The sequence below is a fragment of the Nocardia grenadensis NBRC 108939 genome, assembly GCF_001613445.1.
Taxonomy (GTDB): domain Bacteria; phylum Actinomycetota; class Actinomycetes; order Mycobacteriales; family Mycobacteriaceae; genus Nocardia; species Nocardia grenadensis.
In genome coordinates this window covers 234,298-249,034 of the sequence record NZ_BDCJ01000003.1, presented here as the reverse complement: position 1 = coordinate 249,034, position 14,737 = coordinate 234,298, and the positions used below count along the sequence as shown (strand labels likewise).

General features: G+C 66.5%; 12 protein-coding genes. 8 read left to right on the top strand and 4 right to left on the bottom strand.

Annotation, left to right across the window (positions count from 1 at the left end; genetic code table 11):
* Nucleotides 1–89: 89 nt before the first annotated feature.
* Nucleotides 90–425, bottom strand: a complete 336-nt coding sequence (locus tag NGR01S_RS03315; RefSeq protein WP_063034951.1) for a MerR family transcriptional regulator — start codon at nucleotides 423–425, stop codon at nucleotides 90–92.
* Nucleotides 426–830: 405 nt separating this feature from the next.
* On the opposite strand from NGR01S_RS03315, the gene NGR01S_RS03310 reads away from it, so the two are divergent.
* The 3 genes from NGR01S_RS03310 (at nucleotide 831) to katG (ending at nucleotide 3,932) form a co-directional block, all read left to right on the top strand.
* Complete coding sequence (locus NGR01S_RS03310) at nucleotides 831–1,115, top strand: cold-shock protein (RefSeq protein ID WP_281179696.1); 285 nt, start codon at nucleotides 831–833, stop codon at nucleotides 1,113–1,115.
* Between the two features lie 145 nt (nucleotides 1,116–1,260).
* Nucleotides 1,261–1,665 carry a Fur family transcriptional regulator gene (locus NGR01S_RS03305; protein ID WP_036512825.1) on the top strand — a complete coding sequence of 135 codons (405 nt, stop codon included), beginning with the start codon at nucleotides 1,261–1,263 and terminating at the stop codon, nucleotides 1,663–1,665.
* Between the two features lie 35 nt (nucleotides 1,666–1,700).
* On the top strand, nucleotides 1,701–3,932 hold the full coding sequence (gene katG, locus NGR01S_RS03300; protein WP_063034663.1) for a catalase/peroxidase HPI: 2,232 nt from the start codon (nucleotides 1,701–1,703) through the stop codon (nucleotides 3,930–3,932).
* Between the two features lie 380 nt (nucleotides 3,933–4,312).
* On the opposite strand, the gene NGR01S_RS03295 is transcribed toward katG, so the two are convergent.
* The 3 genes from NGR01S_RS03295 to NGR01S_RS03285 all read right to left on the bottom strand — a co-directional run bounded on the left by NGR01S_RS03295 (nucleotide 4,313) and on the right by NGR01S_RS03285 (nucleotide 10,241).
* Nucleotides 4,313–7,537 (bottom strand): protein kinase domain-containing protein, encoded by a 3,225-nt coding sequence (locus tag NGR01S_RS03295; RefSeq protein WP_307718756.1) that lies wholly within the window; start codon nucleotides 7,535–7,537, stop codon nucleotides 4,313–4,315.
* 215 nt (nucleotides 7,538–7,752) lie between these two features.
* A complete protein-coding gene (locus NGR01S_RS32255; protein ID WP_245664415.1) occupies nucleotides 7,753–7,983 on the bottom strand; it encodes a PhlB family protein in 231 nt (76 codons plus the stop codon).
* A 1,487-nt stretch (nucleotides 7,984–9,470) separates the two neighbouring features.
* Nucleotides 9,471–10,241 (bottom strand): IclR family transcriptional regulator, encoded by a 771-nt coding sequence (locus tag NGR01S_RS03285; protein WP_063034949.1) that lies wholly within the window; start codon nucleotides 10,239–10,241, stop codon nucleotides 9,471–9,473.
* A gap of 67 nt (nucleotides 10,242–10,308) precedes the next feature.
* Here NGR01S_RS03285 and NGR01S_RS03280 point away from each other — a divergent pair, with 67 nt between their 5' ends.
* From NGR01S_RS03280 to NGR01S_RS32250, 5 genes are read left to right on the top strand one after another with little or no spacing between them, the layout of a single operon-like run.
* Nucleotides 10,309–11,331 (top strand): 2-dehydro-3-deoxygalactonokinase, encoded by a 1,023-nt coding sequence (locus NGR01S_RS03280; RefSeq protein ID WP_063034948.1) that lies wholly within the window; start codon nucleotides 10,309–10,311, stop codon nucleotides 11,329–11,331.
* Between the two features lie 20 nt (nucleotides 11,332–11,351).
* The gene (locus tag NGR01S_RS03275) at nucleotides 11,352–11,975 is read left to right on the top strand and encodes a 2-dehydro-3-deoxy-6-phosphogalactonate aldolase (protein ID WP_063034947.1); all 624 of its coding nucleotides are present in this window, start codon (nucleotides 11,352–11,354) and stop codon (nucleotides 11,973–11,975) included.
* 49 nt (nucleotides 11,976–12,024) lie between these two features.
* Nucleotides 12,025–13,173 carry a galactonate dehydratase gene (gene dgoD, locus NGR01S_RS03270; RefSeq protein ID WP_063034660.1) on the top strand — a complete coding sequence of 383 codons (1,149 nt, stop codon included), beginning with the start codon at nucleotides 12,025–12,027 and terminating at the stop codon, nucleotides 13,171–13,173.
* A gap of 2 nt (nucleotides 13,174–13,175) precedes the next feature.
* Entirely contained in the window at nucleotides 13,176–14,516 is a 1,341-nt protein-coding gene (locus tag NGR01S_RS03265; protein WP_245664436.1) for an MFS transporter, read from the top strand.
* Nucleotides 14,516–14,725 carry a hypothetical protein gene (locus tag NGR01S_RS32250; RefSeq protein ID WP_063034659.1) on the top strand — a complete coding sequence of 70 codons (210 nt, stop codon included), beginning with the start codon at nucleotides 14,516–14,518 and terminating at the stop codon, nucleotides 14,723–14,725. Before NGR01S_RS03265 ends, NGR01S_RS32250 begins: the two co-directional genes overlap by 1 nt.
* Nucleotides 14,726–14,737: the final 12 nt, after the last annotated feature.

Genomic DNA, 14,737 nt, shown 5'->3' with positions numbered 1-14,737 from the left:
GGCAGCCGGCGTTTCCACCGGTACCGTCCCGTGGACCCGGAGCGTGCGCCGCGCGACGCCGCGGACGGTCTGCGGGGCGATCTGTGTGATTACGGCGTGCCGCGCAGATTGTCGTTGTCCAGGCGCAAGCGGTCGTTGTCGGCGTGCAGATCGGCATTGGCATCCTCGAGGTCGAGGATCCGGCCGATACCCGTGAGGTTCACTCCGGTGGCGGCGAGTTCGGTGATCCGGCGCAGGCGAGCGAGGTCGTTGCCGCTGTAGCGGCGGGTACCGCCGTCACTGCGCGCGGGGGTGAGCAGGCCGTGGCGTTCGTAGAGCCGCAGCGTTTGTACGCCGATGCCCGCGAGGCCCGCTGCGACCGAGATCCCGTATACCGCCTGATCGGGATCGGGCAGGTGTTGCCCTGGGTCGCGCTCGTGATCCATGTACTCCTCTTCCTCATTGTCGTACACGAGGTTTCCTACCTTATCAACTTGCACTAGATAATTGCCGGTGCTATAAGAAATCTGTGTTTTAAGACAAAGATTTTCTAATTTCCACCGATAGAGGCGGGCGTGCCGGCGGTTACCCGACGAGGAGCCGGGCGGACCGCGCCGGTCGCCGCCTCACTCCGTCCCGCCCGCGGCTGTGCCGTGCCGACGACGAGCATCCTCTGTCCCCCGATTCACCAGTTTGGAGATGTACCTGGCCATGGTTACCAACGAGATATCGACAGCATCGACACGAGAACGTACGCAATCCCGCTCGGAGGCCCGGGTGATCTGGCCGGAGCCCAGCCCGCTGAGTGAATGGTGGAACCGGGTCATGGGCACTTCGAATGCGGGTGTCCGGTGACGGCGCCGGCCTCTCCGCGACTGGGGAACGACCCCGATCCTTCGCTGGCCCGGACGGCGGCCGCGCCGACCTCGGCCCGGTCCGGCCGGGTGATCTGGTACGACGCTCAGAAGGGATTCGGCTATATCGATCCCGACGACGATATCGCCCCGGTCTTCGTGGAGTACCGGAGTATCGACGCCGACGGGTACCGGGTTCTTTTCGCCGATCAGCGCGTGGAGTTCTCCACGGTCGCCCGCGCGGGCGGGGCGGAGGCCGTAGCGGTGCGGCTCTGCGACTGAGCGGCCGGCGTGACGAACAGGACTCCGATATGACGAATGAATGGTTGTGACCGGCTCGGCTGGTCGAACGCACGGTGAATGCTTGACTCATTCAAGAAAAGAGACCAGACTTTCGGCTGTGCATGCGGCCATGGATTTCCAGCAGATGCTGCGGGGAGTTTCGCTGCGCGTGACAGCCCCGCGCGTGGCAGTGCTGAGCGCGGTGTACGACCATCCGCATGCCGACACCGATTCGATCATCCGCGCCGTGCGGTCGCGCCTGTCGGCGGTCTCGCACCAGGCGGTGTACGACTCGTTGCATACGCTCACCGCGGCCGGGCTTCTCCGTTGTATCCAGCCCTCCGGTTCGGTGGCCCGGTACGAGTCCCGCGTCGGTGACAATCACCATCACGTCGTATGCCGGACCTGCGGTTCGATCGCCGATGTCGATTGCGCAGTCGGCGCGGCCCCGTGTTTGACAGCCTCCGACGACCACGGCTACTCGATCGACGAAGCCGAGGTCATCTACTGGGGCCTGTGTCCTGACTGTGCGGCATCGCACCGCACCTGATCGCAGCTCCTGCCACTTATTCAGGAAGGAAAGTCGTGACCTCCGATAGTCGTCCACCCGCTCCTGACACCGAAACTCGCAGCGCCAGCGAGAGCGAGAACCCGGCGATCCCGTCGCCTACAGCCCATACCGACCGCCGCCCCCGGACCAATACGGACTGGTGGCCGGAGCAGATCGATGTCTCGATGCTGCACGCTCATACGTCCAAAGCCAATCCACTCGGCGAGGATTTCGACTACGCCGCGGAGTTCGCGAAGCTCGATGTCGAAGCGCTCAAAGCCGATGTCGCGGCGGTACTCACCGATTCGCAGGACTGGTGGCCGGCCGACTATGGAAACTATGGTGGCCTGTTCATCCGGATGAGCTGGCATGCGGCCGGTACCTACCGGATCGCCGACGGCCGCGGCGGCGGCGGTCAGGGCGCACAGCGATTCGCACCGCTCAACAGCTGGCCCGACAATGCCAGCCTGGACAAGGCCCGCCGCCTGCTGTGGCCGGTGAAGCAGAAGTACGGGAACAGCATCTCCTGGGCCGACCTGATCGTGTTCGCCGGCAATGTCGCGCTCGATTCGATGGGCTTCCAGACCTTCGGATTCGGCTTCGGGCGCCCCGATATCTGGGAGCCGGAAGAGGTTTTCTGGGGTCCGGAAGACACCTGGCTCGGCGACGAGCGCTACAGCGGTGACCGGGAACTGGCGAACCCGCTGGCCAACGTCCAGATGGGTTTGATCTACGTCAATCCCGAAGGCCCCAACGGCCGGCCCGATCCGGTAGCCGCCGCCCGCGATATAAGGGAGACCTTCGGCCGGATGGCCATGAACGACGAGGAGACCGCCGCCCTCATCGTCGGTGGGCACAGTTTCGGCAAGACCCACGGCGCGGGCGATGCCGACCTGGTCGGCGCCGAACCCGAAGCCGCCCCGATCGAACAGCAGGGCCTGGGCTGGAAGAGCAGCTACGGTACCGGTAAGGGCAAGGACGCCATCACCAGCGGTCTCGAGGTCGTCTGGACCTCCACCCCGACCCGGTGGGGGAACGGCTTCCTGCAGAACCTGTACGGCTACGAATGGGAGCTCACCAAGAGTCCCGCCGGGGCCTACCAATGGAAGCCGAAGGACGGTGCGGGCGAAGGCACCATTCCGGATCCCTTCGACGGCCCGGCGCGCACACCCACAATGCTGACCACGGACTTGGCGCTGCGGGAGGACCCCGTCTATCGGGAGATCACCAGCCGCTGGCTGGAACACCCCGAGGAGCTCTCCGAGGCGTTCGCCAAGGCGTGGTACAAGCTGCTCCATCGCGATATGGGTCCGATCAGCCGCTATCTCGGTCCGTGGGTTCCCGAACCGCAGCTGTGGCAGGACCCGGTCCCGGAAGTCGACCACGAGCTGATCGACGACGAGGATATCGCCGACCTCAAGGGCAAGGTCCTCGATTCCGGCCTGTCGGTGCCGCAACTGGTCAAAACCGCGTGGGCTTCGGCGGCGAGCTTCCGCAGTACCGATAAGCGCGGCGGTGCGAACGGCGCTCGGCTCCGGCTGGAACCGCAGAAGAACTGGGAAGTCAACGAACCGTCCGAACTCCGGAAGGTACTGCCCGTCCTCGAACGCATCCAGCAGGACTTCAACGAGTCGGCCTCCGGCGGAAAGAAGGTATCGCTGGCCGACCTCATCGTCCTCGCCGGTGCGGCGGCGGTCGAAAAGGCGGCCCGGGACGCGGGCTACGAGGTGACCGTGCCGTTCCGGCCCGGCCGCACCGACGCCACCCAGGAGAACACCGATGTGGAGTCGTTCGCGGTACTCGAACCGCGGGCCGACGGGTTCCGCAACTATGTGCGCACCGGCGAGAAGGCGCCACTGGAACGTCTGCTGGTGGATCGGGCCTACCTGCTCGATCTCACGGCCCCGGAGCTGACGGTGCTGGTCGGTGGCCTGCGCGCGCTCGGCGCGAACCACGGTGGCACCAAGCACGGTGTGTTCACCGACCGGCCCGGTGTGCTGACCAACGACTTCTTCGTCAACCTCCTGAACCAGGACACGGAGTGGAAGGCATCGGAGTCGGCGGAGAACGTCTACGAGGGCAGCGATCGCCGCACCGGTGAGACCAAGTGGACGGCCACCGCCAACGACCTGATCTTCGGGTCGCATTCGGTGCTGCGCGCCGTGGCCGAGGTCTACGCGCAACGTGATTCCGGCCGAAAGTTCGTCGACGATTTCGTCGCCGCGTGGGTGAAGGTCGCCGAGAACGATCGCTACGATCTGCGCTGATCCCTGCCGCGGGTTCCGGGCCGTCCCCTAAGGTGCGGCCCGGACTCGTCTCGGGTGGCGCGGCCGCGATTTCTGGCGCCCAGGTTGCGCCCCGGGCCGCATGCGCGTCGCGGATCTGATCGAGGACACCCGCGCCCTGTACGAGGTGCTGGGCGGCGACGAGAACGCGGTCATCATCGGCCACGACCGGGGCGGCTTCGCCACCGGTCACCTGTTCTTCCATGTCGTCTCGTCCCCGTGCCCGGAAGGTGCGGTGCGGGGACGAGACATGCCCCGGTTCGTCGGCCGTAATCGGAGGAAGGTCCGGCCGATGTGGCTCGAAAGACGGGTGAGACCGTCGGATCGGCCATGCGTGGCGCGATACTTGCGGCGCACCGGTTTCAATGCTTCGCGTTCTCCACGACCCAGGCCGCTATCTGAGCGCGTGAGGTGAACGCCAGCTTGGTCAAGATGTTCTCGACATGGCCCTGGGCAGTGCGTTGCGAGATCACCAGCTTGGTCGCGATCTGCCTGTTGCTGAGCCCCTGGGCGACCAGTTCGGCGACCTGACGTTCGCGTCGGGTGAGATTTACCGGGTGGTCCGCCGGGTGGGCGGCGCCGGTGGCCGGTTCGCCGAGCGCGTAGGCCACCGCGGCGTCCATGCCCATGGTCTGCCCCTGCTGGTGGGCCGCGTCGAAGCGCCGGTCACCGAGGGCTGTCCGGGCGTTGTGCTCGCATTCCTCATGGAAGGCGGCCATATTCTGGAAGACCGTCGTCACCCGGGCGCCCGCCGGCCGCAACCCTTGTGCGGCGCCCATCAGTACCGCGGCACGTTCGGCCTCGGCGGGGATATCGAGAACCCAGGCCAGCGCCTCGAGACAGAACATATTGATCACTGTGCTGTGCAGTCCGCTGTTGGCCCGTAACGCGTCCCGTATCAGGCGCTGTGCACGCTCGTGGTCGCCGTCCCGCCAGGCCGCGATCCCGATGCCGCGCAGGGCCGCCGCGCGGTGGATCAGCTCACCGCGCGGCACGGTGATCTCGAGCAATTGCCGATAGTACTCGCTTGCCCGGGCGGTCTCCCCGCTCAGTTCGTGCGCCCAGCCGAGCAGGGCGAGCGCACTCATCCGGAGCTGACCGGCCGGGTCCGCACCGGTGAGTTCCACGGTGCGTTCGAAATAGGCGGGCGCGGCATGGGGCTCGCCACGGGACATAGCGAAAAGGCCTTCGAAATAAGCGATCTGAGCGCGGAATATCGGCTCGGGCTCCTGTCCGGCGAGATCCTTCGCTTCCGCCAGCGCCTCCTCCGCCACCGGGAACTCACCCTGCAGCGTGGCCAACTTTCCTGCCGCGCACAATGCTCCGATCCGGTCGGGCACCGAGCGCCACCCGGGGCGGGCGAGTACCCGCTGCAGCCATGATCGTCCTTCCCCGTAGAGACCGCGGAAGTTCCAGAACTCGAAAAGCTCGGCAGCGATTCGCAGACCCGCATCCGCGGCGGCCGCGGAGTCCTCTGACAGGCAGTATTCGAGTGCTTCCCGCAGATTGGGTTGCTCGCGCATGAGCCGGGCGATCCAGCGGGGTTGTTCCGCGCTGATCCAGCCGCTCGCGGCCTGCGCGCACCACCGGTCGTACCACTCCCGGTGGCGCCGCCGCAGTTCTGCGGCCCGGCCGGATTCCCTCAGCTTTTCGCGACCGTAGACACGCAGGGTCTGCAGCATCCGGAAACGAACGGCGCCGTCGGTCTCCTCGCGAACAAGAACGGATTTGTCCACCAGCGACGACAGCACATCCAGCACCCGCTCCGGCCCGGGGTCGATATCGCAGACGCCCTCGGCGGCGTCCAGCTCGCAGCTTCCGGCGAACACCGAGAGTTGGCTCCACAATCGCTGCTCGGCCGGAGCGCACAGGTCGTAACTCGAGTCCACGGACAGTCGCAGGGTCTGCTGTCGGGTCGGTGCGGTGCGGCTGGCCCGGGTGAGCACCGGGTTGCGGATATCGATCCGCTCCAGGATCTGCTGCGGTGACATGGTACGTAACCGAGCGGCCGCCAATTCGATGGCCAGTGGTAATCCGTCCAGTCGGGCGCAGATCTGTGCCACGGCACCCTTGTTGCTCTCGTCGAGTTCGAACCCCGGCACCGCCGCGGCGGCCCGTTCGGCGAACAGGGTGATCGCGTCGAATCGGGGCAACCCCAGCAGGGTGGGCTCGCGACTCGGGTCGGGAACCGTGAGTGGCGCCACCCGCAGCACCGACTCGCCGGCAATGTTCAACGGTTCGCGGCTGGTAGCGAGGATCCGCAGTCCCGAACATCCCTTCAGCAGGACCTCGTCCAGTTCCGCGACCGCTTGCACCAACTGCTCACAGTTGTCCAGTACCAGCAGTGTTTCGCGCGGGCACAGGTGTTCGACCAGCACGTCGATCAGCGGCCGGCCCGGTTCGTCGCGTACCCCAACCGCGGCGGACACCACATCGACCAGGATCGTGCGGTCGGAGATATCGGTGAGGTCGACCAGCCACACCCCACCGGGGAAGTCTCGCCGCACCTGGGACGCGACCCGCAGCGCCAGCCTCGTTTTCCCGACGCCGCCGGTTCCGGACAAGGTCACCAGCCGGGAGTTCGCCAGCAGATTCTTCACTTCCGCCAGTTCGCTGCGCCGGTTCACAAGGCTGGTCAGCTCCAGCGGGATGTTCCCGCCGCGGTCGGAGCCGATCCGTTGATGTTGTGCCCGCACCCGGGGCTTGTCCACATGTTCTCGGCGGGCGGGCCGCTCCTGCACCGCCATCTCGTCCACCGGGTATCCGTGCCGCTCCTGCACCCGCCGGATAGCCTCGCCCAGGGCCGCCGCAGACGGACGTTTCCGGCTGTCCCGGTTCATCGCAGATTCCACCAGGTCGCTGATATCGGTGGCCACACCGCGCTCCCTCAGGTCCGGTAGCGGCTGGGTGGTGATCCGCAGAAACTGGGTCACCATCTTCTCGCCGCTGCGCCGCTCGAACGCGGCGTGCCCGGTGAGTGCGCAGAACATGGTGGCGCCCAGCCCGTACACATCGGCGCCGGGGGTGGGCGGTTCGCCCTCGAGGACCTCGGGCGCGGTGAATGCCGGGGACCCCGTCACGGTGCCGGCGGCGGTATGGAAACCACCCGCGATATGCGCGATACCGAAATCGGTCAGTGCGGGCTCGCCGTAATCGGTGAGCAGGATATTGCCCGGTTTCACATCCCGATGGACGACGCCGAGCCGGTGGGCGCTCGCCAGCGCACCGGCGATCTTCACGCCGATCTGCAGGACGTCCTCGGCGGCCGGCGGCCCGTGATCGCGAATCCAGGTGTCGAGGGAGCCCAGTGGATAGAACGGGGTCACCAGATAGGGCCGTCCGCGGGCGGTGACGCCCTCCTCCAGCACGGTCACGATATTGGGGTGCCCGGTCAACCGGCCCATCGCGCGCTGCTCCCGAGCGAATCGGGCCCGATTGTCCTCGTCGGCCTCCGTGGTCATCAGCTTCACTGCGACGGTCCGGTCGAGCGGCTCCTGCTTACACCGGTAGACCACGCCGAATCCGCCGCGACCGACTTCCGCGGCGTCCTCGAATCCGGCAGCATCCAGCTCCGTCGCTACGGTCATCGCCGACTCGCGGCGTGTGCGTACGGTGTCGCCGCCGTTCATGGGGTGGATACGATCCACCGAGTGTGGCTGTGGGCATCAGGTAACATATGCGTCCCTCTCGCCACCTCAACTGTATCGCCGGGGCACTCCGGCGGCGAGATGTCGCCCGGGAGGTGATGGCAGGACGCGGTGCGTGGCGACCATCCTGGTGACGCGGGTTACGGCGGGGGCGGTCACTCCGGGGCGAGGGCGGGCTGTCCGCTGCTGATCACGAACACCGGGAAGCGATCCCCGCGCGGCGGCGCCTGGAAGCGCACCCGGACCGGCCGGCGCCCGGCCCGCGGCAGTTCACCGTGGATCGTGGTGTAGACCCACGGCCCCTCGTCGAGTTCTACGATCGCTATGGCGGACTCCGCCGCCTCGGTGTGGGTGTTCGGCGCACTGGGGACCTTGCGCCAGCACACGATGGAACCGCTTCCGGTCGAGGGAACTCGTTCGTAATCGTCGCACCGGCACGCCGAGCACCGGATGACCGGCGGGGCGAACAGCCTGCTGCAGCTTCCGCACCGACGGATCATCAATGCGGCCTCGGTGCATTCCGCGTACATATCGCCGCAGCTCGGGACGTTGTCGGATTTCCACTCGTACATTGCTACCTTCGATGTGATGGTTGCCGATTCGTTCGGCTTCCAGGGTCTGGTATCGAGCGCGGATACGCGCCGGTCGAACGGCCCCGGGTATACCTGTTTTCGGAAAATGCCCGTTCAGGGCGGTGCCTGGCGGCCCGCAGGGGCCGTTCAGCGGGAGTGGCGGGAGTCATGCCCGGTACCTCACCGGGCGGTGCTGTGGCGACGGACCGGCCTGGCGGCCGCGTCTCGACGGAAACACGCACGCATGCGGACTTCGAAGGCGGGGCTTCGGAATTGTGTGCCGGCGATTCCATCGACGACGCGGCCGGCGTCCGGAAGGCCGGGACGGGCCGTAGCCGGGGTGCCGGGCGCTGATTGTTTCGGCGATCTCTGTATCGCCCGACAGGGCGGCGCTCTACACGGGTTCTCCGGCGTCGACCCGCGCACGATCGAGCCCGTTGTCCGGTAGTCGAAATAACTCTAGAGGTTCCGTATCGACAATCTTCGATAAAGGGTTCCCGCACTATTTCGATAGTGACGGCAGATATTACAGTGAAGGTATGTGTGAAACTCATACGAATTGTGTGCCGGAGTACGGCAATGGCCCGCCGGACGTGATCCGGCGGGCCGTTGTCACAGGTGCCCCTGCTCATGCGCAGCGCATACTTACTCGGCGGAGAAGCTCGACAGGGTTCCGATGCCCCCGAAGATGTCACTGAAGGCGCCGAAGAAGTCGCCGAGGGCGCTGAAATCCATTGAACCCATGATAATGCTCCTGTCGTATCCATTGCTTCGGCGATGCCGGGCGCGCCGCCGCACACCTTGGTACCGGTGTTATCCGAACGTTATAGGTATCGAGGGTGAAATCAAACTGAATTGTGATCTATGCGACACAATCGATCCCGATGCGCTCGGAACTACATTCATGGCAGTAAGTCGGTGCCGAATGGGATAACAAGATCGCATTGCTCTAATTATTGTGTGATTTTTTCATGTATTTCGATTACGACGCCGAACGATGCATTTCGCACAGGTAATTATGTGTTGTTCTGGCGCTCTTGTGTTTCCGTCGTCGCATTGCGGCCCGCCGGCCATGGCTGCCCTCCTGTGGATCGGCCCTGCGATCGTCTGTTCGGACGACGCGCACCCCCGCTGTGCGCCCGTAGCGTTGCGGCCGGTACTCCGGCCGTCGAAGGCATCAGATGCCCGACATGTCCTGGGTAATTCGGTCGCGATGATGTCTCGTCCTCCGGGGTCGATGGTGCCGGGGCAGGTCGGGCAGCGATCCTGGCCGGAGGTCTCGGCGGGGTGCGTCCGGCGGGTCAGGCCGCCAGGTAGCCCAGCGATGCCGAGATCCGGCCGGCGGCCCGGCGCACCACCGGCACCAGGCCCCGCATTCGCTCATCGGGCATGTACGGGGTGGTCGCCGAGACGCTGACCGCACCCACGATCGCGCGGGACGCGTCGCGTATCGGCGCCGCGACGCAGCGGATACCGGGTTCGTTGTCCTCGAGGTCCATGGCCGCTCCGGCGCGGGCGTAGGCCCGCATGCGGGTGCGGAACTCCTCGGCGTCGCCTGGCTTCGCCCCGGGCGGACGCCGCGCTTCATCGGCGGCGTACTGCTCGGCCCAGCGATCGGCCGCGTCGAGCAGTAGCGCCTTGCCGACTCCCGCCCGGGTCAGTGGCATGCGATACCCGATCCGCGAGCGCATCTCCGCACCCCGCGACCCGGGGAGTTTGTCCAGATAGAGCACCGATCCGCCGTCCTCGACGGCGAGGTGGACCGTATCGAGCACCGTGGCCGACAGCTCCTCGAGCACCGGTCGTGCCACCAGTGGTAGCGGGTTGCCGTGCAGTGCCTTGAAACCGAGTTCGATCAGGGCCGGGCCCAGGGTGTAGCCCCGGTTGTCGTGGCGCAGGAAGCCCTGGGTGACCAGTAGTTGGGCGAGCCGGTGGGTGCTGCTGCGACCCAGCCCGGTGTGTTCGACGATCTCCCGTAACCCATGCGCCCCGGCGCCGACCGCACGGATCACCGCGAGGCCACGGGCGAGGGTCTGAGTGCCGGGTGGGATGGTGTCAGGAGAAGCGGTCACCGACTCAGAGTCCCATAAATAGGGAACAGGTTGGAAATAGCGGGACGTACTGGTCATAGTGACCGTCATGACACCGGACCGACCAGGGCTCTCGACGCCGCGCCTCATCGGACTCGACTGGGGTACGACGTCGATGAGGTGCTGGTTGCTCGGTGACCACGGCCTGATCCTGGACACCCGGCGCCTCGCCGGTGGTCTGCTCGATATGGCCGCGGGGATCGATACCGCGGATCCGGCCGCGCGGGCCCGCGTGTACGAAGCGGCCTTCCTGGAAGTATGCGGGGAGTGGCTCCGGGCCGACCCGGGCCTTCCGGCGCTGGCCTGCGGCATGGTGGGCAGCGCGCAGGGCTGGTACGAGGCCGGGTATCTCGATGTGCCGGCGCGGCTCGACATCGGTGGTCCGGCGCTGGTCCGGGTACCGGTGGCCGCGGGCGAACTGCACCTGGTGCCCGGTCTACGCGTCCCTTCCGATCCCCACCGCGACAGCGCCGGTGATGTCCTACGCGGCGAGGAAACGCAGGTCATCGGGGTGCTCGAAGCGATCGAACGGCCGGATACCGAACATGTCCTGGTGCTGCCGGGAACCCACACCAAATGGATCCGGATCGCCGACCGCAAGGTACTGTCCTTCACCACGGCCATGACCGGCGAGTTGTACGGACTGGTCACCCGGCACGGCCTGCTGAGCCATACCGGGGCCGCACCACGCCGCGACGACGCGGCTTTCGCACGCGGCCTGACGGCCGGGTTCTCGTCCCGAGAGCGCGGGCTCGCCGCCACGCTGTTCGGCGCGCGGGCGCTGGTTCTCGACGACCTGCTCGAACCGGCCGCGCTGGCGGACTATCTCTCCGGCGTGGTCATCGCCGACGAAGTACGGCATCTGCTACCGCGGTACGGCGGCGGGGACGAGATCATCCTGTGTGGTACCGGCGATCTGTGCCGGAGGTACGCCACCGCGCTGCGGGCCCGGGAGGTGCGTACGCGGGTGGTCGACGAGGATGCTGCCGCGGCGGGGCTGTGGTCTATCGCGGTCGGGGCCGGGCTGGTGCCGGCGGATGCGGACGCGCGCGGAACGGCCGGCAGGAAATGAACACTATCGAGGAGTTATTCATGGTGGGCGCATCGGAGACCACCCGATCCGGGTTGATCGCCATTCTGCGGGGCATCACCCCGGGCGAAATCGTCGAGGTGGGCGCAGCCCTGGTGGAGGGGGGCTTCCACGCCATCGAAGTGCCGCTGAACTCACCGGACCCGTATCGGTCCATCGAATTGCTGGCGACGAGTTTCGGCGCGGTCTGCCCGATCGGTGCCGGAACCGTCCTGCGTCCGGAGGAAGTAGAGCGGGCCTGCTCCGCCGGCGCCGACATCATCGTGTCGCCCGATACCGATGTCGAGGTGATCGCGGCCACCCGCGCCCTCGGGATGCGCTCGTACCCGGGAGTCGCGACGCCCACCGAGGCGTTCGGTGCCGTGCGTGCCGGGGCACGCAATCTCAAACTGTTCCCGTCCGAGATGCTGGGAATCTCCGGTATGCGGGCGGTGAGCGCCGTCCTCCCGGCCGATGTGGAGCTGATCCCGGTCGGCGGGGTGGATGAAACCAACCTCGCGGACTGGCGCGCCGCCGGAGCCGGCGGGGCCGGTATCGGCACTGCGGTGTACCGGCCCGGCGACTCCGCCCGCGACGTAGGTGCCCGGGCCCGCCGGTTGTCGAAGATCTGGGCGTCGACCCCGTAAGTACCCGCTCGTCACCGGACGGCGCTGTCCGCTGTACAGGAGGAAATCAATGAAGATCGCGTCCATCGAGACGTTCACGGTGCCGCCGCGCTGGCTGTTCGTGCGTATCGAAACCGATGACGGCACCGTCGGCTGGGGCGAGCCCGTACTGGAGGGGCGTGCGGCCTCGGTCGCCGCGACGGTCGAGGAACTGTCGGACTATCTGATCGGCCAGGACGCGGGCCGGATCGAGGATCTGTGGACGGTGCTGTACCGGGGCGGATTCTATCGCGGCGGCGGTATCCATATGAGCGCACTGGCCGGTATCGATCAGGCCCTGTGGGATATCAAGGGCAAAGCGCTGGGTGTTCCCGTGCACGAACTGCTCGGCGGGCGGGTCCGCGACCGTATCAAGGTCTATTCCTGGATCGGCGGCGACCGGCCGGGCGAGACCGCGGAGGCGGCCCGGGACGCGGTCGACCGCGGTTTCGCCGCGGTGAAGATGAACGGCACCGAGGAAGTGCAGTATCTCGATAGCTGGGACAAGATCGACCGCTGCGTCGCGAATGTGGCAGCTGTCCGGGACGTGGTCGGGCCGAATATCGGGATCGGTGTCGATTTCCATGGCCGGGTGCACAAGCCGATGATGAAAGCGCTGCTGCGCGAACTGGAACCGCACCGGTTGATGTTCGTGGAGGAGCCGGTGCTGTCCGAACACGTCGACAGCGTGGTGGATGTGCTGCGGCAGTCGCCGATTCCGATCGCGCTGGGGGAGCGGTTGTTCTCTCGATGGGATTTCAAATCGGTCATCGCCTCGGGGGCGGTGGATATCATCCAGCCCGACCCGTCCCACTGCGGCGGTATCACCGAAGCCCGCAAGATCGCGCAGATGGCCGAGGCCTACGATGTGGCGCTGGCGCTGCACTGCCCGCTCGGCCCGATCGCGCTCGCATCCTGTCTGCAGATCGATGCGGGGTGCTACAACGCGACAATCCAGGAACAGAGCCTGGGTATTCACTACAACACCACCAACGAATTGCTCGACTATCTGGTCGATCCGGCGGTGTTCACCTACGCCGAAGGCCAGGTCCGGATTCCGTCGGGGCCCGGCCTCGGGATCGAGATCAATGAGGAATATGTGGCGGAGCGGGCGGCTGTCGGGCACCGGTGGCGTAACCCGATCTGGCGTCACAGTGACGGTTCGTTCGCGGAGTGGTGACCATGAAGACAATGCTCGATAAACGGTCCGTGGTATCCGGCGGTCTCGGCGCCAAGGCCAGTAAAGCGCGAATCCTGATCGCCGTCATGCTGTTCGTGACAGTGGTCATCAACTACATGGACCGGGCGAACCTGTCGATCGCGGTGCCCGCCATCGCCGACGAAATGGACCTCTCCTCGGCGCAACAGGGCCTGTTGCTGTCGGCGTTCGGCTGGACCTATGCGGCGCTGCAGATCCCGGGTGGCTGGTTCGTCGACCGGGTGCCGCCCCGCGTGCTGTATCCCGCCTGCCTGCTGTTGTGGTCACTGGCAACCGTGTTCATGGGCATCATCGGCGGGTTCGTCGCGCTCATCGCACTCCGGCTGCTGGTGGGAGTCTTCGAGGCACCGGCCTATCCCATCAACAACCGCGTGGCCACCGCCTGGTTCCCGGAGCGTGAACGCGCCTCCGTCATCGGGTTCTACACCTCGGGTCAGTTCATCGGCCTCGCATTGCTGACCCCGGTGCTGTCGTGGCTGCAGTCGGTGCTGAGCTGGCACTGGGTTTTCATCTTCACCGGCGGGGTCGGTGTGGTGTGGGCGCTGGTCTGGTATCTCGTCTATCGCGAACCGCGGGATTCCCGGGCCAACGAGGCCGAGATCGCGCATATCCGCGAGGGCGGCGGCCTGGTCGACCTGACCTCGGCGCGGCCGGAACGCACCCGGGTCACCTGGACCGATATCGCCACAGTGCTGGGGCGGCGGAAACTGTGGGGCGTCTACCTCGGGCAATTCTGCCTCACCTCCACTCTGTGGTTCTTCCTCACCTGGTTCCCGACCTATCTGGTGAAATACCGCGATATGGACTACATCAAGTCCGGGTTCCTGGCCTCGCTACCGTTCGTCGCCGCGGTGATCGGGGTGCTGTTCTCCGGGGTTTTCTCCGATTTTCTGCTGCGGCGGGGAGTTTCGCTCGGTATCGCGCGCAAGGGACCGATCATCGCGGGTCTGCTGCTGAGCACCACCCTGATCGGTGCGAACTTCACCGATTCCACCGCGCTGGTGATCGTGTTCCTGTCGGTCGCCTTCTTCGGCAACGGGTTGGCCTCCATCACCTGGTCACTGGTCTCGGCGCTGGCGCCGGAACGGCTCATCGGAATGACCGGAGGAATGTTCAATTTCATCGGCAACCTCTCCGGTATCGCCACCCCGATCGTGATCGGATTCCTGGTCACCGATGCCAGTTTCGCGCCCGCGTTCGTCTATATGACCGTGGTGACGTTGCTGGGTATCGTCTCCTACATCCTGCTGGTCGGGCGGGTCGAGCGGGTGCGGGAATCGGGTGCGGTGCCGGAATCGGTGTAGTGGCCGGGCTGCGCGCCGATGAGGGGTGCGCAGCCTCCCGGCCGGGAAAACTGGCCGCGTTGTGGCAGTACGGGGTATGGGTCCTGCTCGCGGCGGCCGCCGGGTGGGCGTGTGCCCTGCGCGGGCGGCCGGGGGCGACCGCCACCGCCGCGAAACTGTCGAGCCTGGGCCGGACGCTGGCCGTCCTGCTGTCGCGGGCGGTTTCCTGACCATCGGCGGTG

Bases quoted from the DNA above. Each gene is read 5' to 3' on its own strand.
- NGR01S_RS03315 (WP_063034951.1), bottom strand. From the start codon at position 425: ATGGATCACGAGCGCGACCCAGGGCAACACCTGCCCGATCCCGATCAG.
- NGR01S_RS03305 (WP_036512825.1), top strand. From the start codon at position 1,261: ATGCTGCGGGGAGTTTCGCTGCGCGTGACAGCCCCGCGCGTGGCAGTG.
- NGR01S_RS03295 (WP_307718756.1), bottom strand. From the start codon at position 7,537: ATGACCGTAGCGACGGAGCTGGATGCTGCCGGATTCGAGGACGCCGCG.
- NGR01S_RS03280 (WP_063034948.1), top strand. From the start codon at position 10,309: ATGACACCGGACCGACCAGGGCTCTCGACGCCGCGCCTCATCGGACTC.
- NGR01S_RS03275 (WP_063034947.1), top strand. From the start codon at position 11,352: ATGGTGGGCGCATCGGAGACCACCCGATCCGGGTTGATCGCCATTCTG.
- dgoD (WP_063034660.1), top strand. From the start codon at position 12,025: ATGAAGATCGCGTCCATCGAGACGTTCACGGTGCCGCCGCGCTGGCTG.
- NGR01S_RS03265 (WP_245664436.1), top strand. From the start codon at position 13,176: ATGAAGACAATGCTCGATAAACGGTCCGTGGTATCCGGCGGTCTCGGC.